Origin of the sequence: [Clostridium] polysaccharolyticum (assembly GCF_900111595.1) — a bacterium.
Lineage (GTDB): Bacteria > Bacillota > Clostridia > Lachnospirales > Lachnospiraceae > Clostridium_AI > Clostridium_AI polysaccharolyticum.
In genome coordinates this window covers 106262-128797 of the sequence record NZ_FOHN01000006.1, presented here as the reverse complement: position 1 = coordinate 128797, position 22536 = coordinate 106262, and the positions used below count along the sequence as shown (strand labels likewise).

The 22536-nt window shown below is 37.1% G+C and carries 22 protein-coding genes and 1 tRNA gene; 18 read left to right on the top strand and 5 right to left on the bottom strand.

Annotation, left to right across the window (positions count from 1 at the left end; genetic code table 11):
• Positions 1-93 precede the first annotated feature (93 nt).
• From BMY85_RS05715 to BMY85_RS05695, 5 genes are all read left to right on the top strand, one after another.
• Positions 94-660, top strand: a complete 567-nt coding sequence (locus BMY85_RS05715; protein WP_092477306.1) for an NUDIX hydrolase — start codon at positions 94-96, stop codon at positions 658-660.
• A 153-nt stretch (positions 661-813) separates the two neighbouring features.
• A complete protein-coding gene (locus BMY85_RS05710) occupies positions 814-1014 on the top strand; it encodes an alpha/beta-type small acid-soluble spore protein (RefSeq protein WP_092477305.1) in 201 nt (66 codons plus the stop codon).
• 351 nt (positions 1015-1365) lie between these two features.
• Positions 1366-1920 carry a 16S rRNA (guanine(966)-N(2))-methyltransferase RsmD gene (gene rsmD / locus BMY85_RS05705; RefSeq protein WP_092477304.1) on the top strand — a complete coding sequence of 185 codons (555 nt, stop codon included), beginning with the start codon at positions 1366-1368 and terminating at the stop codon, positions 1918-1920.
• A gap of 20 nt (positions 1921-1940) precedes the next feature.
• The gene (gene coaD / locus BMY85_RS05700) at positions 1941-2429 is read left to right on the top strand and encodes a pantetheine-phosphate adenylyltransferase (protein WP_092477303.1); all 489 of its coding nucleotides are present in this window, start codon (positions 1941-1943) and stop codon (positions 2427-2429) included.
• An 18-nt stretch (positions 2430-2447) separates the two neighbouring features.
• Positions 2448-3110 carry an ATPase gene (locus BMY85_RS05695; protein ID WP_092477302.1) on the top strand — a complete coding sequence of 221 codons (663 nt, stop codon included), beginning with the start codon at positions 2448-2450 and terminating at the stop codon, positions 3108-3110.
• Here BMY85_RS05695 and BMY85_RS05690 read toward each other — a convergent pair.
• Complete coding sequence (locus BMY85_RS05690) at positions 3087-4040, bottom strand: hypothetical protein (protein WP_092477301.1); 954 nt, start codon at positions 4038-4040, stop codon at positions 3087-3089. The genes BMY85_RS05695 and BMY85_RS05690 overlap by 24 nt on opposite strands.
• A 118-nt stretch (positions 4041-4158) precedes the next feature.
• Between BMY85_RS05690 and pepF the strand changes: the two genes are divergently transcribed.
• Positions 4159-5961, top strand: coding sequence for an oligoendopeptidase F (pepF, locus tag BMY85_RS05685; RefSeq protein ID WP_092477300.1), 1803 nt, complete (start codon positions 4159-4161; stop codon positions 5959-5961).
• A 1-nt stretch (position 5962) separates the two neighbouring features.
• Here the strand turns inward: pepF and BMY85_RS05680 are convergent, their stop codons facing one another.
• A complete protein-coding gene (locus BMY85_RS05680) occupies positions 5963-7252 on the bottom strand; it encodes a nucleotidyltransferase (protein WP_092477299.1) in 1290 nt (429 codons plus the stop codon).
• 240 nt (positions 7253-7492) lie between these two features.
• On the opposite strand from BMY85_RS05680, the gene BMY85_RS05675 reads away from it, so the two are divergent.
• The 5 genes from BMY85_RS05675 (at position 7493) to rpmF (ending at position 11726) form a co-directional block, all read left to right on the top strand.
• Complete coding sequence (locus BMY85_RS05675) at positions 7493-8359, top strand: DegV family protein (protein ID WP_177180657.1); 867 nt, start codon at positions 7493-7495, stop codon at positions 8357-8359.
• 272 nt (positions 8360-8631) lie between these two features.
• The gene (pta, locus tag BMY85_RS05670; RefSeq protein WP_092477297.1) at positions 8632-9633 is read left to right on the top strand and encodes a phosphate acetyltransferase; all 1002 of its coding nucleotides are present in this window, start codon (positions 8632-8634) and stop codon (positions 9631-9633) included.
• A 24-nt stretch (positions 9634-9657) separates the two neighbouring features.
• Positions 9658-10848, top strand: a complete 1191-nt coding sequence (locus tag BMY85_RS05665; RefSeq protein ID WP_092477296.1) for an acetate/propionate family kinase — start codon at positions 9658-9660, stop codon at positions 10846-10848.
• A gap of 168 nt (positions 10849-11016) precedes the next feature.
• On the top strand, positions 11017-11544 hold the full coding sequence (locus BMY85_RS05660) for a YceD family protein (RefSeq protein ID WP_092477295.1): 528 nt from the start codon (positions 11017-11019) through the stop codon (positions 11542-11544).
• Between the two features lie 2 nt (positions 11545-11546).
• Positions 11547-11726, top strand: a complete 180-nt coding sequence (gene rpmF / locus BMY85_RS05655; protein ID WP_092477294.1) for a 50S ribosomal protein L32 — start codon at positions 11547-11549, stop codon at positions 11724-11726.
• 274 nt (positions 11727-12000) lie between these two features.
• Here the strand turns inward: rpmF and BMY85_RS05650 are convergent, their stop codons facing one another.
• A complete protein-coding gene (locus BMY85_RS05650; RefSeq protein ID WP_092477293.1) occupies positions 12001-13107 on the bottom strand; it encodes a ribonuclease H-like domain-containing protein in 1107 nt (368 codons plus the stop codon).
• Positions 13108-13177: 70 nt separating this feature from the next.
• Between BMY85_RS05650 and cls the strand changes: the two genes are divergently transcribed.
• The 5 genes from cls (at position 13178) to BMY85_RS05625 (ending at position 21073) form a co-directional block, all read left to right on the top strand.
• Positions 13178-14779 (top strand): cardiolipin synthase, encoded by a 1602-nt coding sequence (gene cls, locus BMY85_RS05645; protein ID WP_177180656.1) that lies wholly within the window; start codon positions 13178-13180, stop codon positions 14777-14779.
• A 116-nt stretch (positions 14780-14895) separates the two neighbouring features.
• Positions 14896-15396: a GreA/GreB family elongation factor gene (locus BMY85_RS05640; protein ID WP_092477291.1), complete on the top strand. Its 501-nt coding sequence runs from the start codon at positions 14896-14898 to the stop codon at positions 15394-15396.
• Positions 15396-16532 (top strand): N-acetylglucosamine-6-phosphate deacetylase, encoded by a 1137-nt coding sequence (gene nagA, locus BMY85_RS05635; RefSeq protein WP_092477290.1) that lies wholly within the window; start codon positions 15396-15398, stop codon positions 16530-16532. Before BMY85_RS05640 ends, nagA begins: the two co-directional genes overlap by 1 nt.
• 175 nt (positions 16533-16707) lie before the next feature.
• Positions 16708-18948: a RelA/SpoT family protein gene (locus BMY85_RS05630; RefSeq protein WP_092477289.1), complete on the top strand. Its 2241-nt coding sequence runs from the start codon at positions 16708-16710 to the stop codon at positions 18946-18948.
• 109 nt (positions 18949-19057) lie between these two features.
• Positions 19058-21073 carry an LTA synthase family protein gene (locus BMY85_RS05625; RefSeq protein ID WP_143066330.1) on the top strand — a complete coding sequence of 672 codons (2016 nt, stop codon included), beginning with the start codon at positions 19058-19060 and terminating at the stop codon, positions 21071-21073.
• A 117-nt stretch (positions 21074-21190) separates the two neighbouring features.
• Here BMY85_RS05625 and BMY85_RS15540 read toward each other — a convergent pair whose 3' ends face one another.
• On the bottom strand, positions 21191-21331 hold the full coding sequence (locus BMY85_RS15540) for a hypothetical protein (RefSeq protein ID WP_177180655.1): 141 nt from the start codon (positions 21329-21331) through the stop codon (positions 21191-21193).
• 123 nt (positions 21332-21454) lie between these two features.
• Here BMY85_RS15540 and BMY85_RS05620 point away from each other — a divergent pair, with 123 nt between their 5' ends.
• Positions 21455-21913 (top strand): GNAT family N-acetyltransferase, encoded by a 459-nt coding sequence (locus BMY85_RS05620; protein ID WP_092477287.1) that lies wholly within the window; start codon positions 21455-21457, stop codon positions 21911-21913.
• Between the two features lie 96 nt (positions 21914-22009).
• Here BMY85_RS05620 and BMY85_RS05615 read toward each other — a convergent pair.
• Positions 22010-22092 (bottom strand) — tRNA-Leu (locus tag BMY85_RS05615).
• Between the two features lie 118 nt (positions 22093-22210).
• Here BMY85_RS05615 and BMY85_RS05610 point away from each other — a divergent pair.
• Positions 22211-22525, top strand: a complete 315-nt coding sequence (locus BMY85_RS05610) for an anti-sigma factor family protein (protein WP_092477286.1) — start codon at positions 22211-22213, stop codon at positions 22523-22525.
• The last annotated feature ends 11 nt before the right edge of the window (positions 22526-22536 follow it).

Genomic DNA, 22536 nt, shown 5'->3' with positions numbered 1-22536 from the left:
GTAGGATCAGGAACGGTTTTTCTTCTGTTCATATTTTCGAAAAAAGACTATAATAAGAACTAAGTTTGATGTTATAGAAAGGGAGAAACAGGTATGAAGTTAAAACAGATCCATAAAAAGAATGAAGGAAAATTTATAACCAGATATGATTTAGCATATGAAACCATAGACGAAAAAGAAAAAATTTATGAGATGATCAGCCGTAACAAAAACATCCAGACATTAGAGGAGCTGCAAAATAAACATCCGGATGCTGTTGTGCTGATTCTTCATAATGAAACAGGAGATAAAGTGCTGCTTAATAAAGAATTTCGAATGGCAGTTGGGAAATGGGTTTATAATTTTCCAGCAGGCCTAATTGATGAAGGAGAAGAACCAGAAGAGAGTGCTAGGCGAGAACTAAAAGAAGAAACAGGTCTTGATTTAATAAAAATTGACGAGATTCTGTTTAACAGTTATAGTGCTGTAGGCTTTTCCAACGAAGTAAATGTATGTGTAGTAGGTACAGCTAACGGAACATTTCAGGAAAGTTCTTCTGCTTTTGAGGAAATAGAAGCAGGCTGGTATACAAAAGAGGAAGTTCTTTCTCTCATGAAAGAGCAGGAATTTGCAGCTAGAACCCAGGCTTACTGCTATGCGTGGGCTAAGTACGCAAAATAGTGAATCTGTGTTTTGTCATAGATATCATTTCATGTAAAAAGTTCCCTGTTTAATACAATAAATTCTTCGCATACTACTACTGTAACAAACAAATCAATGAAATTTCAACAAAGTGTTACTATCTCGCATGGAGAAGAAATGGAGGCGGTTGTTATGTCAGGAAGAAACAGAGTAGAAGTACCAGAAGCTAGGGCAGCATTGGAAAACTTTAAATTTGAGGTAGCAAATGAAATTGGAGTACCATTAAGACATGGCTATAATGGAGATTTAACATCCTATGAAAACGGTAGCGTAGGTGGAATGATGGTGAAAAAAATGATTGCCGAGCAAGAGAAAAGAATGGCAGGAAAATAACCAAAGATAGAATATAACACAGAGGATATCAGATACGCTGATAATATCCAGAAAACCGCATTGCGAAAGTAATGCGGTTTATTTATAAAAAAGCGGAGGATATTGATTGGAAAGTACATATTGTGGAAAATTTAATAAAATTAGGTCTTTTGGCACATGGGAATACGATTTGTTTGATATTATAATGAATGAGAAAAAACTGGTGATGGATGTAAGTTTTTTATTGGGTTTAGAAGTAATAAGAGGTTTTTTTAGTTTTCTTATTAGTATTTCTTAAGTTGCTATTGAAAAGTATAGAATTATGCGATACACTATTAATATTGTAGAGATTTAGACACAGAGGAGAGCAGTATGCGTGTAATTGCAGGAAGGGCAAAAAGAATACCATTAATTGCACCAGATGGATTTGATACACGTCCTACACAGGATAGGACGAAAGAGACATTATTTAACATGATTCAGCCTTATCTGGCAGACAGTTCGTTTTTGGATTTGTTTAGCGGGAGTGGTGCAATTGGAATAGAGGCTTTAAGCAGAGGAGCCAGAGAAGCAGTATTTGTGGAATGTGGTAAAGAAGCCTGTGACTGTATCACATATAATTTGAAAAAAACAAAATTGGAATCTGATGCAGTCTTGCTTAGAATGAATGTAATAGAAGCATTAGGCAGATTAGCGGATAGTCAGAAGAGTTTTGATTGTGTATTTATGGATCCTCCATATAATCATCAATTGGAAAAAGAGGTACTCACTAAACTGGCAGGGTCAAGCCTGGTTCATGAAGATACAATAATTATAGTGGAAGCATCGCTAGAAACCGATTTTTCATATCTGGGCAGTTTAGGATATGAATTGGAAAAAGAAAAGAATTACAAGACCAATAAACATGTATTAATTACATTGAAATAACGAAAGTTAGGAGTTTTTTTATGAAAGTAGGGATCTATCCAGGTAGTTTTGATCCGATTACATTGGGACATTTAGATATTATTACCCGTTCATCTAAGGTAGTGGATAAGCTTATAATAGGCGTGCTTTATAATAGTGCAAAGAATGCACTGTTTAGTACGGAAGAAAGAGTAGGAATGATAAAGCAGGTTACCAGTCATATTCCGAATGTGGAAGTAGACAGTTTTTCGGGGCTGCTTGTGGACTATGCTAAAATGAAAAATGCGAATATTATTGTAAGAGGACTTCGTGCCATCACTGATTTTGAATACGAACTTCAGATTGCCCAGGCAAATCATAAGGCTAATCCAGAGGTTGATACCATTTTTTTCACAACCAATGTGGAGTATTCCTATGTAAGTTCCAGCATTGCTAAAGAATTTGCAAGGTATGGTTCCGATGTCAGTCAGATTGTATCTCCAATTGTAATAGAAAAACTGAATGAGAAATTTAACCATAGTGAAAAATAAAATAAAGGAGCGTTACCTATGGGAGTAAGTAAAATTGAACAGTTAATAGAAGAAATATATGAATTTGTAGAAAGCTGTAAAATGCAGCCTCTTTCCTCTACAAAAGTTGTAGTGCCAAAGGATCAGTTATACGATTTATTAGACGAATTAAGACTTAGGACTCCTGATGAGATTAAAAGGTATCAAAAAATAATTTCTAACCGTGATGTGATTCTGCAGGACGCACAGGAAAAAGCGAACAATATGTTAGCAGAAGCGGAAGCACAGACCAATGCATTAATTGATGAACATCAGATTATGCAGCAGGCATATTATCAGGCAAATGAGGTAGTAAATCAAGCCACAGAACAAGCAGACCGGATGTTGGAACAGGCAAGACAGGATGCAGATCAGATTCGTCTGGGTGCTCTTAATTATACCAGTGAACTGCTTTCTAATGCGGAAGGAATGTTATCTGCCGCGTATAATAATTCTAAAAACCAGTATGAAGGGTTATTAGAATCATTAAAAGGCAGTTTGAACGTAATTGCAAGCAACCGTAGCGAACTTGCACAAGATGAAGCCGCAGCTTCTGCACCAGCATCAGCTTATGAAGAAATCTCTCATGCACAAGGCAAAGCAGAAGAGGAAGAGTTCCAGTTTGATGAAAATACATTCTTAGATGGTGTAGACGAGGAGTAGCGAACATATGCCCGCAATGCAGGCGTTTATGCACTTGAAAATAAAATACTTTTTCATAGATAGTCCTGAGTGAATGATGACACTGAAGGTTTGGGCATGGCTAGACAGTCCGCCAAACGCAGTAAGAGCATTGGTCAGGACTGTTTTTTTTGCAAAGGAAAACGTGGATAAACTAATGGCAGCACTTCCTGTTGTGATTTCTAAAAAGCCAATGGAAAAATACCGTATCGTTGCGGGAAGGAAAGGCAAACGTAATACGGTTTCTGCTAAAATGGAAAATAGAATGATGTATCCTCCTGCCTTTACTAGAATTTCAAAAGCTTTCACAATAGTCTGGTCCAAGATGGCGAATGCAGGTGACGTCTGGAAAGTTTTGAGTTGAGTGGCAGTTTCCATAGCAGATATGCAGTTGGCATGAGAGGATAGTTTTTTTCTATACAAAATTCGATATAAAATACCAGTCAAAATGGCACTGCCATAGATAATAGCTAGAATAAGAAAAGGGTTTCTGTCCATGTGCAGACACTGAGTTCCGATAAAACTGATTACAAACATAGGGCTTGCATTGTTACAGAAGCAAAGCAGATATTGTCCTTCTTCTTTGGAAATCTTGTTTTTTTCGATTAAATCGGTACAGGCTTTGGCTCCAACAGGATAACCAGACAGCATGCCAATAATGAATGGATAGCATCCTTCCTTAGACAAGCCAAAGAGTTTCCCAAGGACTGGATAAAAGAAAGAAGTCAGACAGTCCGTAACATTTAACTGCATAATCAGGCTGGAGATTATCATAAAAGGCAATAAAGTGGGAAGGACTGTTTCGAACCATAGCATTAAGCCTGTTTTTGCCCCATGAAGCGATAAGGATGGGAAGGTTAAGAGCAGAAGTAAAAAACATACAATAAGTAAGGAAGTAAGAATTTTTTTCAAAAGGTTTCCTGCTTTCTGATAAAAACTATTGCTTGCATATATTTTATGATTTATAGTAATAGTGTATAACTAAAAATGTGGGGAAAACTACATGGTGTGAAAGAAAGGTGGTAAAAGAATGATAAAGCAGCTGAAGAAGAGAAGCGAAGTAAAAGAGGAATATAAATGGAAGATAGAGGATTTATATGAAAATATCCAGCAGTGGCAGAAGGAAGCAGACGAGATTCTTTCTATGGCAGAAGAATTGAAAGGCTATAAAGGAAAGCTAGGAGAGTCAGCGGATACTTTGTATTCTTATCTTTCCCTTAGAGATAAATTAAATTTGTTTATGGAGCGTGTTTATGTATATGCCAATCAAAAATTTCATGAGGACACAACCAATGGAATTTATCAGGATCTTTCCGATAAAGCAGCCAGCATTATGGCAAAGGTAAACAGTGCAATATCATTTGCAACGCCTGAAATACTTGAAATTCCAGAACAGAAAATAGAGGCATTTTACAAAGAAAAAACAGAACTGCTGCAGTATCAGCGTATGATTCAGGAAATTATGAAAGATAAACCACATACTTTATCCTCTGAGATGGAAGAACTGCTTGCACAGACAGCGGAATTGGCAGATGGGCCAGAAAATGCTTTTTCCATGTTTAATAATGCGGATATTAAGTTTCCAGTTATTGAAAATGAAGATGGAAAAGAGATAGAAATAACCCATGGCCGTTATAGCAAGCTGATGGAAAGCGGCAAAAGAAGCGTTCGCAAGGACGCATTTGAGGGCATGTATTCCTCTTATAAAAAGTTTAAAAATACATTAGCAAGCCTGTACAGTACCAATGTGAAAAAAGACATTTTCTATAGCAGGGCCAGAAACTATCCTTCTTCTTTGGAATGTGCCCTGGATGGCAGCCGCATACCAGTCGAAGTGTACTATAACCTGATTGATGCTGTGCATGAAAATCTTCCTGCTATGTATAAGTATATGAAATTGCGTAAAAAAGCATTAAAAGTAGATGAACTTCATATGTATGATATTTACACGCCGATAGTTTCGGATTTTAAAATGGAAGTGGCATTTGAAGAGGCAAAGCAGATTGTAAAAGAAGGACTAAAGCCATTAGGAGCAGAGTACCTGTCTATTTTACAGGAAGGATTTGATTCAGGCTGGATTGATGTATATGAAAATGAAGGAAAGAGAAGCGGTGCTTATTCATGGGGTGCTTATGGAACTCATCCATATGTGCTTTTGAATTTCCAGAATACATTAAATAATACATTTACGCTGGCACATGAGATGGGACATGCGATTCATTCTTATTATTCGGATAAAACACAGCCTATTACTTATGCAGGATACCGTATTTTTGTTGCAGAGGTAGCTTCTACTTGTAATGAGGCATTGCTAATGGCACATTTAATAGCCAATGCAAAAGACAGGAAGGAAAAAGCGTATTTGATTAATTATCATTTAGAGCAGTTCCGCAGTACTCTTTACCGTCAGACTATGTTTGCTGAATTTGAAATGCTGACACATCAGATGGCAGAAGAAGGTCAGGCACTTACTGCAGAAAATTTGTCTGCAGCATATTATGATTTAAATAAAAAATATTATGGAGATGAAGTTGTTATAGATGAAGATATTGCAATGGAATGGGCTAGAATCCCTCATTTTTACCGGAGTTTTTATGTATATCAGTATGCAACGGGATATTCAGCTGCGATTGCACTGTCTAAACGTATTTTAGAAAAAGGGGAACTGGCTGTAGAAGAATACATCCACAATTTTTTATGTGGAGGAAGCAGCAAGGATCCAATTGATCTGTTAAAAGGTGCAGGTGTTGATATGAGTTCCAAAGAGCCAGTGAAACAGGCTCTTATGGTATTTGCAGATTTGGTAGATCAGTTAGAAGGACTGATTGACTAGGCTATAGAATAACAGGTGAAGTCTGAATATCGTTTTTTTCCTTTTGGTGAAATGACTGGAAAACCAGACGCTGGTAAAGGCTAGTGGAAAAAACATCTTGGGACAGCATTTCATAGGAAGCAGTGGAAAGCATGTTTTTGGCGTCAGCCATTTTGGTTATCATAGGAATGGTGCAGTTTTGCTTTATTTCCTTTAGCAGCCTAGAAGCACAACGGCGGAAACCTAAGATTCTGGCATAAGGAGCTATTTCTTCAGAGGAAAGGCCTTTCAGGGAGTAAGCTGGCATTTTTAACAGAATATGCAAAAGGCTTCTGCTGATGCGGGTATAAGTAAATTGTTTTGATTTTAGTACAGAAATAAATTGTTCATAATCTTTAAATTGATTAAGAGATTTTTTTATGGTACGTGCTAAGTCGTAAGTGACATCCTGATAGGAAGCTAATTCTTCAATTGTGCTGGAGGCAATTGCGTAATAGAGCATGTCAGACAGCATTTTAGAAGTTACAGGATAACCTTTTTCGTTATTCAGTATCTGGTACACGCTTTCTGGAACACTTTGCTTAATGTTTGGAAGAAAGAAGTTTTTTTCCAAGGAAGCACGTATGGCAGAGGCGGAATGAATGGCACATTCTTTGGAGTTCTCTACGGAAAGACTAGGGTCATGGTATCCTGTCTGTTTTCGTTTTATAGTGAAAGGCTTTATGCTGCTCTTTAATAAGGAAAGTGCCTTTAAGTACTCAATGCCTAAAATATTGTTTGGTGAAGAAATTAATTCTTTTATCTGAACTTGAGATAATGAATCGCAATGGTTTATTAGTGTTTTTTCGCGGGCAGCAGGGTAGGAAAGGCCGCTTTTAAGGTGTTTTCCAATGGAATTATTAAAATCATCACAGTTTTTTTGTATAAGATCTGCAATTATTTTCATTTCAGAAGTGGCACCAGATTCACTTCCGAAGCATAAACAGTCAATGACACCTATATTTTCAAGTAAGGAGACTGCTCCTAAGGAAAAATATTCTGCACTTCCAGTTGCGTACCGGACTGGCAATTCTAAAACAAGATCTGCTCCATTTTCCAGAGCCATTCGGGTGCGGCTTGTTTTAGATAGAAATGCAGGTACACCACGCTGGACAAATGAACCACTCATAACAACCACTAAGAATTCAGCACCAGACAGGCGTTTGGCTTCATTAAGCTGATATAAGTGTCCGTTGTGGAATGGATTATACTCTGCGATAATTCCAACTGCCAAAGGTGAGGCAGAGGCGGTTTGAACGGTGTTAAAACTCATAGGTTTCCTCCAGATTTTTGATATAAAGTATTATAGCAGATTTAGAAATTGGTGCAAGTTCTTATGGAATTGGGAGACAATGAGCAAAAATGAGAAATATATATTCTGCTAAAATGCAGTATACCGTAAAGTGTCGTGGAGATGATTTATGTAAGAAGTAAAAAAATGTTGAAATGGGAATGGGAATAATTTATAATTTTGAGAATGAAACATAATAAAAAATTTATGGGGGAAAACTTTATGTTATTTGAAATTATTACAGACAGTTCTGCGAATCTGCCACAGGCATTTATTGAGGAAAATAATCTTCACATCTTGTCTTTGTCCTACTATATTGGCGATGAAGAGTTTTCTTCCTATGTTCCTGGACAGAAAAATGATCTGGATTATTTTTATGAGAAACTTAATAGTAAAGCCAATATTCGGACATCATTAGTTAATGTAGACAGTGCAATGTCCTATATAGGCCGATTGATGAAAGAAAAAAAGGATATTCTTTATATTGGTTTTTCGTCAGGATTAAGTGGATCATATCAGTCAGTGTCATTAGCGGTATCTGATTTACAGGATGTGTATAAGGATTCAGAAGTATTCTGCGTAGATTCCTTATCAGCTGCACTTGGAGAAGGGCTTCTTGTGTATTATGCTTGTAAACTTAGAAGTGAAGGGAAAAGCCTAAAAGAAACAAGAAACTGGCTAGAAGAAAACAAATTAAAAATGTTACACTGGTTTACAGTAGACGATTTGTTTTATCTAAAACGTGGTGGAAGAATTTCGGCTGCAGCAGCGGTATTTGGCTCAGCCTTAAGTATTAAGCCGATTATGAACATGGATAAGGGAGGACATTTGCAAGTATATGGAAAAGCCAGAGGCAGGAAAAAAGCTTTGAATGAACTCCTTATGCAAATGAAAGAAAGCGTAGAGAATCCAGAAGAACAGATATTTGGCATTGCACACGCAGACTGCGAAGAAGATGCAATGTACATGAAGGATAAAATGATGGAGCTAAATCCAAAGGATATATTTGTGGAACCTTTTGAACCGGTAATTGCTTCGCATACTGGTCCAGGCTGTATTGCGATCTTTTTCATGGGAAAAGAAAGGTAGAAAAACATATGCATAAAGCATGAATATTTATGCAGAAATTCAGATGCTTTTGAATAAAAAAATAAAAAGTATTAGAATTTTTTAACAAATGGATTGTATTGAATTTAGTACTAAAAAATAAGGGCAATTAGGCTTGTGTTACGCAAAACGTTGGTATATAATATACGACGGAAAGCGGCCATGCATACAAAGTTATGGAGAAAGTGTGTATTTACTTTCGGACGCAATGAATAAAAAAGAAGAAATTACAAGTGGAGAAAGGAGTCTTTATCGTGTCATTTATAGATGTTATCAAAGCTAGAGCGAAAAAAGACAAAAAGACAATCGTTTTACCAGAAACAAACGATATTAGAACTATTCAGGCAGCGGTAAAAGTTATGGAAGAAAATATTGCAGATTTAGTGCTGCTTGGAAATAAAGATAAAATTGTTCAGAAAGCAGAATCATATGGTTACGATTTATCTGGAGCAGATTTTATTGACCCAGACAGCAGCGATAAGCTTGAAGAATATGTTGCGATTTTATGCGAATGCAGAAAGAGCAAAGGAATGACTCCTGATGAAGCAAGAGAACTTCTTACTAAGGATTTCTTATATTTTGGTGTTACAATGGTAAAAGCGGGTGATGCAGATGGTATGGTAGCAGGTGCATGCCACGCTACAGCAGATGTATTAAGACCTTCTTTACAGATTTTAAAAACAAAACCAGGAACAAAATTAGTTTCCGCAATTTTCGTTATGGTTGTTCCAGACTGTGAATATGGTGCAAATGGCATTTTCGTATTTGGTGATTCTGGTCTTAACCAGAACCCTACAGCAGAAGAACTTGCGCACATTGCAGCAACAAGTGCCCATAGTTTTGAATTATTAGTTCAGGAAGATCCTAAGGTCGCAATGATTTCACATTCCACAAAAGGAAGTGCAAAGCATGCTGATGTAACAAAAGTAGTAGAAGCTACTAAAATTGCCAATGAATTATATCCGGATATTCCAATTGATGGGGAATATCAGGTAGATGCTGCTATCGTTCCAAGCATTGGTTCTTTCAAGGCTCCGGGAAGCGATATTGCCGGGCATGCCAATGTCCTTATTTTCCCAGATTTAGATGCAGGAAATAACGGTTACAAATTAGTCCAGCGTTTAGCAAAAGCAGAAGCATATGGTCCTTTGACCCAAGGTATTGCAAAACCGGTAAACGATTTATCCAGAGGATGTTCTGCAGAAGATATCGTTGGTGTTGTTGCAATTACAGCAGTTCAGGCACAGGCAAATTAATTTTTTATAGTGAGGTTTTGTAAAATGAATGTTTTAGTTATAAATTGTGGCAGTTCTTCATTAAAATACCAGCTAATTGATTCTGACAGTGAAAACGTATTAGCGTCAGGTCTTTGTGAAAGAATCGGCATTGATGGCCGTTTCACTTTTAAGCCGGAAAATGGTGAAAAATATACGATTGATTCAGAGATGAAAGATCATACAGATGCAATCAAAATCGTATTAGATGCACTTATAGATCCGAAAACAGGTGTAATCAGGGAATTAAGCCAGATTGGTGCAGTAGGACACAGAGTAGTTCATGGTGGGGAAAAATTTGCAAAATCTGTAGTAATTACCAAAGAAGTTATCAAAGCAATTGAAGAATGCAATGACTTAGCTCCACTACACAATCCAGCTAACTTAATTGGGATTGACGCATGTCAGAAAGCGTTGCCAGGGGTTCCTATGGCAGCAGTATTTGATACTGCTTTCCATCAGACAATGCCTAAAAAAGCTTACACCTATGGTGTACCTGACAGATATTATGAAGATTACAAAGTTAGAAGATACGGTTTCCACGGAACAAGCCACAGCTTTGTTTCTAAGAGGCTTATTGAACTTGCTGGTTTAGATAGGAACAATTCTAAAGTAATCGTTTGCCATTTAGGAAACGGTTCTAGTATTACGGCAGTGAAAAATGGGGAATCTGTTGATACAAGCATGGGATTAACTCCATTAGAAGGGGTACCAATGGGGACTCGATCTGGAAATCTTGATCCAGCTATCATTGAATTTATAGCAAACAAAGAAAACAGGACTATTTCAGAAGTAATGAATATTTTAAATAAAGAATCTGGTGTATTGGGTATATCTGGCGGCGTGTCCAGTGATTTTAGGGATTTGGATCAGGCTTCTAGTGAAGGAAATGAAAAAGCTGCCAATGCATTAGATGTATTTGCGTACAATGTTGCAAAAGTAGTGGGTGGTTATGTGGCAGCTATGAATGGTGTGGATGCTATTGCATTTACAGCAGGCGTAGGCGAAAACCATTTAGGCATTCGCAGAAGGATTATGAGTTATTTAGGCTACCTTGGAGTGGAGAGCAATGAAGAAACAATGGGTATTCGTGGGGAAGAAGTTGAAATTTCCACAAAAGACAGCAAAGTGAAAGTTTTTGTTGTTCCAACAAATGAAGAATTAGCAATTGCTCGTGAAACGTTAGCTTTGATTTAGCATGATTTTTTTCTATTTGCCACGCCAGACAAATACTGTCTGGCGTGTAGTTTTATGAATAACATATTGCAATTTTTGTTGACATTTGCAATGAGTTGTGGTATAAATAAGAAAGTGTGGAAAAATCCTAGTTTAATCCGTGGATAATACAGGATTAGGAGATAATTTATGTTAATTCATTTATCAGAGATTATGTCGGTGAAGGACAAGGTCCAACACGTTGTAGTTCCAATTGATATGGAATGCTTTAAGCTGGATGGAACAGAGTATGGCTTTGTGAAAAAGAATCCTATGGACTTGACAATTACCTGTACGGGTGAGAGGAAAGTGCTTGTGGAAGGTTCCACAATAGTGTCGCTTATGCTTCCATGTAGTAGATGCCTTGAAGATGTGGAAACTGCATTTGAGATAGCTGTGTCAAAAGAGTTAGATTTCCGTGAAACATCACAAGATAGAATAGATGACTTAGATGAGTTAAATTATATGGAAGAATATGATTTAAATGTCGACCGTTTAGTCTATAATGAGATTTTGCTGGACTTTCCAATGAAAGTTTTATGTAGTGAAGAATGCAAAGGAATTTGCAATGTATGTGGAACGAATCTTAACAAAGGAACTTGTCAATGTGATCGAACAGTAATGGATCCGAGAATGTCAGTATTTCGAGATGTCTTCGAGAAGTTTAAGGAGGTGTAAATATGTCAATCTGTCCAAAGAATAAACATTCTAAAGCAAGAAGAGATAAGCGTAGAGCTAACTGGAAAATGACTGCTCCAAATCTTGTGAAATGCAGCAAATGTGGAGAGTTAATGATGCCACACAGAGTTTGTAAAGCTTGTGGTTCATACAATAAAAAGGAAATCATTTCTGTTGAGTAATTAGCAGATTATAGAGAAACCATCATGTGCTGGATTTGCACATGGTGGTTTTTTTATTTGACAGGAAAGTCCTCTGCGAGTCCTTCCCTATCAAATAAAAAGTGCCCTGAAAAAGAAGGGCACAGAATGCACACAGATGGGTAAGGAAGATAGTCGCTAAAATGCAGCGACAGCGAAAAGACAGCGACACCCGTCTGGCGTGGCAAAGCCTGCGTTCCTTCGAGTACATTCCAGTCGTGAGAGTCTGAGGAACTCACACTTTGTTCTTTCCCAATTAAATTTTTTTAATTGTATGCAGCAGATGCTGTAATAATATAAAAGCATACTGACAACATAAGCCTGAATCAGAAAGAAAACGTTCGCTTGCTTGGATATAGCTTTGCTTATCCTTATAATCGGCTCGAAATGCAGGTTCTAAGTTTCCATGAAATTGTGGCAAAAAAAAGCCGGTTTTTCTGGTATAACAGTTTGAAGCTTTTGCTTTCTCACGAAATTTTTTATCTACGAACTCAGCTACGCTTTTATGCATAGCGGTATCTTCCGATGGAAGATAATAATAGTCTTTGTAGTTTGCATAATAATATTTTAATTCGCCTTGTATAAAGGAAACTGTTATTTGTGCATTATTTTCAAAAGCGTGAAAGCCAATTTGCGGGATTTGTAAATGGATTGGTTTTAATAGTGTATTCCGGAGTGGAATTTCAAATGTTACACTGTTTTTGCAAGCAGTCACTTTGCAGGAGTCTGGCTTTTTTTCGAATAAATCCGTATATGCCATTAGTGATGTTAACCAAATTAAGCCGGTAACGTCCTCTTCGTTATGAAGAAGGAGTTTATTCTGTTCAATTTCTGTATCCTCTTTATGGCCAAATTTATCTTTCATATAAGCTGCATAAACGTCAATCAGTTCTCTTCCAGTGTAGGAGTCTATACGAGGCAGGCTAAGAAAACCTTCCACAGTTTTCTGTTTTAAATCTGGCAGTCCTAAAATCTTTTTGTAAGGATGAATTTTTTTATATAAATCAATTTGCAGGAAAGAATCAAAGGAAAACGTCATATTGTAATGTATAAGCTTTTTTTGCAGATAGGGTATGTCGAATCTGCTTCCATTAAAATGAATCATTGTTTTATAGTCAGTGGCGAAATCGCAAAAGCTTTGCAAAAGCACCGGTTCACTTATATAGTCATCGGCAAAAAACTGAATAAGATTCCAGCAGTTATTTTTATTATAACAGCATCCAATTAGGTAAATACTTGAGATATCAGGCAAAAAGCCAGTGGTTTCAATATCGAAAAACAGTACTTCAGTTTCTTTGATTGACTTGTCAGAGGAAAACTGATAAGGTATGGATATTGAAAGATTTTTTTGAAAGATTTGCATAAGGTACCTCCTGTAATATATGTATTATAGCATAAATGAGGTAAGATGGCATGTTAAAAAGGAGTGCTTCATGAGAGATAGAGAAAGTAGGATAGCTGGTTCAAAAGAATATCATAATAAAATTAGAGAAGAACTTACAGGACGTTTTAAGAGTAACCTAAGCGGTTTTTTCAGTGTGTGCCTTGTAGGATTTCTGGTTCTGTTCCAGATAGGAATTATCATACTGCTTCCTTTTGTGCTGCAGAATATTACGGTATATTTCTATGTTGTTTTAGAGATTTTTAGTATTGTACTGATTCTGAATCTGGTAAATGACAATAGAAGTCCATCCTATAAAATTTCGTGGATCTGCATTGCATTAGTACTTCCCATATCGGGGCATATTATGTATCTTTTGTGGGGTGGACGGGATTCTACAAAACGCTTAGATGATAATATTAAGCATATTATGCGGCATGGACAGATGTTTTTAGAACATGACAATGGCCTGGCTGAGGAATTTTATAATAAGAAACCGCTGGAGGCAAGGGTATCAAAATATATGACTTCGCAGAATTTTCCCTTGTATGCTAATAACCAGATAGCATATTATTCTATGGGAGAGGATGCATTTGAAGCAATTTTTAATGAGCTGGAAAAAGCAGAAAAGTTTATTTTAATTAATTTTTTTATTGTGGCAGAAGGTGCAATATGGGATACCCTTCATGAAATTCTGTTAAAGAAGATTAAAGAAGGCGTAGAAGTGAAATTTATGTACGATGATTTTGGGGCGAAAATCCGGACGGATAAACATTTTCGAAAAAAGCTGGAACAGGAAGGATTCCAGGTTCAGATATTTAATCCAATTCATAAGTACACAGATAAATTATATATGAACTACCGTAGCCATCAGAAAATTGTTGTAGTAGATGGAAATGTGGGCTTTACAGGTGGATATAATATTGCAGATGAATATGCGAATCTGATTAACCGGTTTGGTACATGGAAGGATAATGGAATTCGAGTAGAAGGCGACGCTGTATGGGGAATGACGGTGACGTTTTTACAGATGTGGGAAGTGTGTCAGGGAACGGCACAAATAGATTATGAGAAATACAGGCCGTCCAGAGCATTTCCAAAAAGCGATACATTTTGCCATGTAGTTTCGGATGGCCCCGCCTATAACCGCTCCAATCCTATTGAAAATATATACCAGCAGATGATACAGTATTCGGAACAATACCTGGTGATTACGACCCCTTATTTGATTATTGAGGATGATATGAAGAGAGCTTTGATTACGGCTGTTCAAAGTGGCGTTGATGTGCGGATTATAACACCGTACATTCCAGACAAAAAGCATGTGAAACTGCTTACCAATTATAATTATGGGTATTTACTGAAACATGGTGTCCGTATATACGAATATAAACCAGGCTTTATTCATGCCAAGACCATTTTGAACGAGAAAAATGTAATAGTAGGAACTATAAATATGGATTATAGAAGTTTTTATCTTCATTATGAAAATGGAGTCTGGATATCGGATAAGACTGTAGTGGGAAAAATCAAAGCAGATATGGATAAAACCTTAGAACAGTGCGAGGAAGTTAGTTATGAAGAGTGGCTGCAGCGGCCATTGTTCATGAAAATGAAGCAAGTATTTCTGAATATGTTTTCTACGCTTATGTAGAAAAGCTGATTTCCCTTTATATGGGGGTTTTTGAAGGGTTAGGAAATGATGTGTTGAAAACATTTGTTTGACACATATGATAAAATAGAGAAAAAAAGGAAATGTGAGGCGGCATTATGCATAATGAATTAACCCAGAGTGATATTGACAAAATGAAAGAGGAAATTGAATATAGAAAACTAGTGGTGAGGAAAGAGGCACTAGAAGCAGTAAAAGAAGCAAGGGCCCATGGTGATTTAAGTGAAAACTTTGAATATCATGCAGCCAAAAAAGATAAAAACCAGAATGAGAGCCGTATTCGTTATTTGGAAAGAATGATTAAGACAGCAGTAGTGATTTCTGACGATTCTAAAGATGATGAAATAGGGGTAAATAATACGGTTACTCTTTATTTTGAAGAGGATGGCGAGGAAGAAACTTTCAAGTTAGTAACCACTGTGAGAGGAAATACATTGAAAGGTCTTGTAAGTATAGAATCACCTGTTGGAAAAGCCATTTTGGGCCATAAAGAAGGCGAACGTGTTTATGTTAAGATAAATGAGCAGGCAGGATATTATGTTACCATTCGAAAGATTGATAAGACTTCAGATGGCAATGATCAGATTCGGAGGTTCTAATGAAAACGGAGATTCGCAGTGGATGGGTATATAAGGAAGATGGAGGGTTTTGTAAAGGAAATTTAACTATAAAAGGTGAAAAGATTGTTTCTTTTGAGGCTGAAAGGAAGAATCAAGAGGCAGACCAGATAATTGATGCGAATGGATGCTATGTGATTCCAGGGCTGACAGATTTGCACCTTCATGGGTGCAATGGTGTGGATTTTAGTGATGGAACAGTAGAGTCCATTGAAAAAATGGTGGATTATGAAAGAAGGCATGGAGTCACAGCCATTTGCCCAGCGGCCATGACGTTGCCAAGAGAAAACCTGCTTAAAATTGCAGGTGCAGTAAAAAAGTATCAGCAAAAAAATCCAGATGTATTAGGTGGAATGAATCTGGAGGGGCCATTTATTCATCCGGAAAGGTGTGGTGCCCAATCGGAGGAGAACTGCCTTTTGCCTTCTTTATCTTTGTTCCATGAATTGCAGAAGGTGTCTGGAAATGCAGTTAAAATGATTACGATTGCTCCAGAACTGGAGGGAGCTGAAAAATTTATCCGTGAAGCATCAAAGGAAATAGAGGTATCCATTGGGCATTCTATAGCCAATTATCAAGAGGCATGCAGTGGGTTCTTAGCGGGTGCTTCTTGCGTTACTCATCTTTACAATGGAATGAATCCGTGGAATCATAGAGAACCAGGGATTCCAGGAGCTGCTGCAGACAATCCGTCTGTAATGGTAGAATTAATCTGTGATGGGAATCATCTTCATCCTTCTGTTATTCGGGGGGCATGGAAACAGTATGGACGGGAACGGATTGTACTGATTAGTGACAGTACAATGGCAACAGGGCTGGCAGATGGAGAATATACGTTAGGTGGACAGAGTGTCTATTGTAAAGGAAAGAAAGTGACGTTGCGGAGTGGAACATTGGCAGGTTCAGCTTCGAATCTTATGGACTGCGTAAAATATTTATGTAAGGAACTGAATTTTCCATTAGAAGATATTCTGCCTTGTGCGACGATTAATCCTGCAAAAGTGTTAGGTTTAGAGAAAAAATATGGCAGTCTTGCAAATGGGAAGTATGCCAATGTATTGGTAATCGATCAGGATTTTTCACTGCGAGACGTATTTTATAAAGGGAACAGGGTATGAAAGATTCCCATGATATAGTATTGAAATAGTATAAATTATTAAGGAATTATTGCATTGTATTTGCAAGGTTTAGAACAGTATGCTATAATTTCAATATTTAAAAGTGAGAAGAATAGGCAGGTGCCAAAAAGAAAAGCAATGATACGATTGATTACATAATTGGAGTGATGTAATAATGGATGAAAAATCATGTGAACATATTGGTATGGAAGAACTGACTATCTGGAAGAATGAGAACACGTTAATTAAACCAGATAACTATATGGAACCTGAGGAACTGTATACATGCCTGATAGAATGTATCAGGAAATATCATCCCTCTTCCGATCTGACTATGATTGAGCGGGCTTATGCTGTTGCGAAAAAGGCTCATCAGGGACAGGTAAGAAAATCCGGAGAACCTTATATCATTCATCCTCTTTGCGTAGGATTAATTCTGACGGATTTAAAGCTGGATAAGGAATCCATTAGTGCAGGGCTTTTGCATGATGTAGTAGAAGATACAGACATGACGATTGAGGAGGTAAAGGAAATCTTTGGAGAGGAGGTTGCTTTTCTTGTAGATGGCGTGACAAAACTGGGCCAGATTTCTGATTTTTCTGATAAAACAGAAGAACAGGCTGAGAATCTGAAGAAAATGTTTATTGCTATGGCAAAAGATATCCGTGTACTGCTGATTAAATTAGCGGACCGCCTGCATAATATTCGGACGTTGAATTTCAGGAAGCCTGAAAAACAGGTTAAAGTTGCGAGGGAGACCATTGATATTTATGCCCCTCTTGCCCAGAGGCTTGGGATATCAAAGGTGAAAATGGAGCTGGATGATTTATCCTTAATGTATCTTAAGCCAGCTGAGTATCAGGAGTTAGTACGCAGGTTAAATGAAACAAAACAAGAGAGGGACTTATTTATTAAAACGGTTGTGGGAGAGGTAAAAGAGACTTTGGAACAGAATGGCGTAAAAGGTCAGGTTTCAGGCCATTTAAAACATTTGTTCAGCATTTACCGGAAAATGGTAAACCAAAATGATGAACATATTTTAGATGCCTTTTCCATTCAGGTAATCGTGCCGACGGTACGAGAATGCTATCAGGCATTAGGTGTCCTTCACGAAATGTTTACGCCAGTGCCAGGAAAATTTAAAGATTTTATTGCTATGCCAAAACCAAATATGTATCAGTCCTTACACACAACCCTGGTGTCCAGACGTGGAAGGGTATTTAAGGTGCAGATCCGTACGGAGAAGATGCACATGGTGTCTCAATATGGAATTACAGCACTTTGGAAATACCGGGAAGGCAAGGATCAGGCAGGAGAAGAACGCAGAAGCGAAGAAAAGCTTATCTGGTTAAAGCAGATTTTAGAATGGCAGAATCAGATGTCCGATAATAAGGAGTTCATGAGTTCTATAAAAAGTGATTTTGATCTGCTTTCGGAACAGATTTACTGCTTTACTCCGGCAGGAGATGTTAAAAACCTGCCAAGTGGTGCAAATGTCATTGATTTTGCGTATAGCATTCATTCGGCAGTTGGGAATAAAATGGTAGGCGCAAGGGTTAATAATGAGGTTGTGCCAATAGATTATATTATTAAGAATGGAGATAGGGTAGAGATTATTACTTCCCAGAACTCCAGAGGACCTAGTTATGAGTGGACACGGATTGTAAAAACCACACAGGCCAAAAACCGCATTCATCAATGGTATCATGATGTACAGAGGGAAAGTAACATTGAGCGGGGCAAAGAATTGCTAAAGGCTTATTGCAAAGCACGTGGAATTGCAAGAGCGGAAATCTGGGAAGAGCAGTATAAGCGGAAGATTGTACAGAAGTATGGGGTGAAAGACTGGGATTCCATACTGGCATCTATAGGACACGGCGGTTTAAAGGAAGGGCAGATTGTTAATAAACTGATTGAGGAATACGAAAAAGAACACCAGAAAATTCACTTTACGACCTGTGCTGGTGGAGTAGTAGTGAAAAATGTAGGCGGTGCACAAGTCCGTTTCGCAAAATGCTGCTGTCCGGTTCCTTTTGACGAAATTATTGGTTATCAGACTAATGAAAGAGGTGTTACGATTCACAGAACAGACTGTGATAATATTCTGTCATTGCCTGAGGCGGAGAGAAGACGTCTTGTGTCTGTAGAGTGGAAAGAAGGATACAAAGGAGAAAAGGGAAAGTTTTATGCAGCGGATATAACCATGACTGCTAAGAACCGTACTGGCATTCTGGCAGATGTAACGGAGATACTATATAAAAACCGTATAGATGTACAGCTTTTAAACAGTAAAACCAGTTCGGAAGGGGTTGCGACAATACAGCTGTCCTTTCAGGTTGAGAGCAGAGAACAGCTTAATGGAATTATGCAGCAGCTTTCTAAAGTAAACAATATTGTGAAAATTGAGCGAAATTAAAGACTTGTCATGCGCTTCCTTTGTATGCATTTTTGGATTTACATTAAAAAAAAAAGTGATATAATAGTAATGCTGTGCATAGAAAACATTATAAAGGAGTGTAAAAGAAGTGAGTAGGAAAGCGACAAACATGCAGAAAGTCTGGATAGGTATATTGGGCATATTGATGATAGGTACCATTTGTTACTATGCTGCAGTTTTAGAGAAGAACACATTGAATACATGCAATGTAATTATTTCATGCATTATGCTTTTGGCAGCCGTAGAACTGATATACAGACAGATTTCAATAGAGGATGCAAGAAAAAGAATCCGTACGGTTCTTTCTTTTGCGGTTTTTTTGATAGCACCTCTATTAATGGTTGGATTTATATGGAATTATACATATACTTTATATAACTCCATTACGTTTATTCAGAATGCGTTGCTGATTTATATTCTGGAAGGAGTTTTATTTGTTATCCTGTTCCGGATTAAACCAGTGATGTACATTAGCATTTTTCTTAACTGGTTTCTCTTTTTGGGAGATGAAGTTGTACTGGTACTTCGGAAAACGCCACTAGTGCCTAATGATATTTTAGGAATTAATACAGCTATGTCTGTTGCCGGCAACTATAAGTTTACCGTAACATCAAGGCTGATGCTCGCTACAGCATTTAGCATTTTTCTTGTTGTTCTGATTCATAAGCTTCCCTTATGGAACAATCTGATTCAGAAGAAGAAACTAAGTGAAATGATAGGATTTCGAGTAATTATTCTTATTATAACTGCAGTAATCGTATGTTATGTTTCTTCTTTTCAAAGGGATCAGTTCCAAAAAGATAATTTCGATGTGGAGCGTATGAATGAGAATGTCGGAATTTTGCTTACTTTCTATCTGAATTCCAAGGAAGTAATGCTGAAAGAACCTGAAAATTACAGTAAAAAGAAAGCGAAAGAATATTTGAATCAGTACGTGGATGATACGGAGTCAGAGGCAGCAAGTACTCCTGAACCATCTAAGGAAAATCCGAATGTGATTATTATCATGGATGAAGCATTTTCTGATTTGGGTGTTCTGGGGGAACTGAAATTGAATCAGGATCCTTTGAAATTCTGTCATAGCTTAGAAAAAGACCCTAATACCATTTCTGGTAAATTAAATGTATCGGTTTGGGGTGGAAGTACTTGTAATTCGGAATTTGAAGTGCTGACAGGAAATACTTTGGAATTTCTTCCATATGGTTCGATTCCATATATGCAGTATGTTACAAAGAATACAGATTCTATTTGTGACTACTTCCACAAGCTTGGCTATACCAACGTGGCAGTGCATCCGTATTGGGGACAATGCTGGAGACGTGATACCATTTATAAACAGATTGGTTTTGATAAATTTATCGATGCAGAACAGTTTGACCAGGAACATGATACTAAAAGAACGAAAAACATCGCAATTCATAAAGGATGTGATTTCGGAGATCTGGATTATATCCGTGAGTATATTAGTGACAAGCAGTCTTTTAAACAGATTATCCATCAGTTTGAAATTAAGGAAAAGGGAGAAAAACTGTTTCTGTTTAATGTAACCATGCAGAATCATGGCGGTTATTTGTATGATGGAGACAATATTGAATATACTACTAGATCAAAAGTCTATCCTTATCGTACGTTAAGCCAGTATTTAAGTCTGATTGATAAAACGGATGAAGCATTGGAATACCTTGTGAATTATTTTAAACAGGTAGAGGAACCAACGGTAATTATGTTTTATGGAGATCACCAGCCAGGACTGGAAACTGATTTATATGAGAAGATGTTTGGCAGAAGCTATGACTGTTTTACAATAGGTGATTATCAGAAACGGTATACCGTACCATATTATATTTGGGCCAATTATCCATTAAAAGATGTACCATCCCATGAACAGGTAAGTACCAATTATTTATCTGCTATTATGAAGGAAGCAGCAGGAATGCCGATGGATTCCTGGGATAACTTTAGAAAAGCAGTCAGAGCGAAGTATCCTGTTCTGACCTCAAGATTAATTGTCAACGCCAATGGGGAACGTTTTAGCAGAGGTACAGTTGAGGATGAAATATTTGGCCAGTATGCAACGATACAGTATTACCGAATGAAAGAATAATACATGATTTTATATTAAGACCGAGAAAAAGAGACATTCCAGAGATGATAAGATTGGGGGATGTCTCTTTTTTCATTGCACAAGGAAAGTGGTTTTTAGCTGTTTTTTTAGATAAGTTTAGATAGCTTCTTTGGCAGGCATCTCCATTGGACAGTCTACAGTAGTACTATCAGGTGAAGGCTGCCTGATTTCCGGAACCCTGATTACATCTGGAGCAGAAAGTGGCGGGGATGCTGGCTGTTTAGCAGGTGCTGTCATAAAATATACTCCTTTCAAACATAACTCGTTTTTGTAAATACAGTTTTATTAATATAGTTATATTAATATAATTTTATTATGTGAAAGGCAGAGGAAAATATGTATACATAAGGGGGATAACAATTGATTTACATAAGAAAAGCAGAGACACAAGATGCGTCTTTATTAACCGGAATTAAGGTGCGGGCTTTAGGAGAACAATTGAAAAAGTGGTATGGGAAGAGTTACAAAGAAGAAGTTTTATATGAGTTTATGGAAAATGAATTAACACTTATGAAGCAATATGATGTCTATAAGATTCTTTTGAATCATGAAATTATAGGTGGCTTTTTGCTGGATTATTTTGAAAACAATAAAGCAAGAATTGAAGATTTTGTAATAGATCCTATGTTTCAAGGGAATGGTTACGGATTACGGGTGGTTCAAATGATGGAAAAAGCCCATTCTGATATTAAAGAATGGTCCTTATCTACGTTATATACCAGTGAGGATAGCCAGCGGTTTTATGAAAGGGCTGGATATATAGAAGAGAAAAGAGATGCGGAAGAAGTCTGGTATCGGAAAGTCATGAAGAAAGAATAGGAGAAAGTAAAAAGCTTGCCTTGATATGAAAAGGCAAGCTTTTTAAAAGTGAAACGGTAACACAAAAACAGCCTGACAAACAGGCTGTTTTAATAATGCGGATGGCGGGACTTGAACCCGCACGAAGTCACCCCCGTCAGATTTTGAGTCTGATGCGTCTGCCATTCCGCCACATCCGCATGTGGAAAAATAAATCAAAGTTTTTTGATTTTTTATTTCTTAAGGCGAGACTTATTCTAACACATGTGTTAGAATAATGCAAGAGGTTTTTGAAAAAAATATGAATGGAGGGTATTTATGACATGTTATGAAGCACAATGTCTAATTACACCGTTTATAAATGAAGAACTTGACGAGGAACAGATAAAAGGGTTTCTTGAACACATCAAGCATTGTTCAGACTGTAAAGAGGATTTAGAAGTCTATTTTACTTTACTCAATGGTATGAAACAGCTTGACGAAAATAAAAATATCGCTAATAATTTTCATATTGATATGGAAGGCTTTCTACATAAACAAGAAGAGAAGCTGTTATTGGAGCGGTCAAAAAAAATACAAAAGAGAATTATTTTATGTTTGTTTATGTTATTATTAGGATTATGGTTTGCATAAAGGATTGGAGA

Bases quoted from the DNA above. Each gene is read 5' to 3' on its own strand.
- BMY85_RS05715 (WP_092477306.1), top strand. From the start codon at position 94: ATGAAGTTAAAACAGATCCATAAAAAGAATGAAGGAAAATTTATAACC.
- BMY85_RS05710 (WP_092477305.1), top strand. From the start codon at position 814: ATGTCAGGAAGAAACAGAGTAGAAGTACCAGAAGCTAGGGCAGCATTG.
- rsmD (WP_092477304.1), top strand. From the start codon at position 1,366: ATGCGTGTAATTGCAGGAAGGGCAAAAAGAATACCATTAATTGCACCA.
- coaD (WP_092477303.1), top strand. From the start codon at position 1,941: ATGAAAGTAGGGATCTATCCAGGTAGTTTTGATCCGATTACATTGGGA.
- BMY85_RS05695 (WP_092477302.1), top strand. From the start codon at position 2,448: ATGGGAGTAAGTAAAATTGAACAGTTAATAGAAGAAATATATGAATTT.
- pepF (WP_092477300.1), top strand. From the start codon at position 4,159: ATGATAAAGCAGCTGAAGAAGAGAAGCGAAGTAAAAGAGGAATATAAA.
- BMY85_RS05680 (WP_092477299.1), bottom strand. From the start codon at position 7,252: ATGAGTTTTAACACCGTTCAAACCGCCTCTGCCTCACCTTTGGCAGTT.
- BMY85_RS05675 (WP_177180657.1), top strand. From the start codon at position 7,493: ATGTTATTTGAAATTATTACAGACAGTTCTGCGAATCTGCCACAGGCA.
- BMY85_RS05665 (WP_092477296.1), top strand. From the start codon at position 9,658: ATGAATGTTTTAGTTATAAATTGTGGCAGTTCTTCATTAAAATACCAG.
- BMY85_RS05660 (WP_092477295.1), top strand. From the start codon at position 11,017: ATGTTAATTCATTTATCAGAGATTATGTCGGTGAAGGACAAGGTCCAA.
- rpmF (WP_092477294.1), top strand. From the start codon at position 11,547: ATGTCAATCTGTCCAAAGAATAAACATTCTAAAGCAAGAAGAGATAAG.
- BMY85_RS05650 (WP_092477293.1), bottom strand. From the start codon at position 13,107: ATGCAAATCTTTCAAAAAAATCTTTCAATATCCATACCTTATCAGTTT.
- cls (WP_177180656.1), top strand. From the start codon at position 13,178: ATGAGAGATAGAGAAAGTAGGATAGCTGGTTCAAAAGAATATCATAAT.
- BMY85_RS05640 (WP_092477291.1), top strand. From the start codon at position 14,896: ATGCATAATGAATTAACCCAGAGTGATATTGACAAAATGAAAGAGGAA.
- nagA (WP_092477290.1), top strand. From the start codon at position 15,396: ATGAAAACGGAGATTCGCAGTGGATGGGTATATAAGGAAGATGGAGGG.
- BMY85_RS05630 (WP_092477289.1), top strand. From the start codon at position 16,708: ATGGATGAAAAATCATGTGAACATATTGGTATGGAAGAACTGACTATC.
- BMY85_RS15540 (WP_177180655.1), bottom strand. From the start codon at position 21,331: ATGACAGCACCTGCTAAACAGCCAGCATCCCCGCCACTTTCTGCTCCA.
- BMY85_RS05610 (WP_092477286.1), top strand. From the start codon at position 22,211: ATGACATGTTATGAAGCACAATGTCTAATTACACCGTTTATAAATGAA.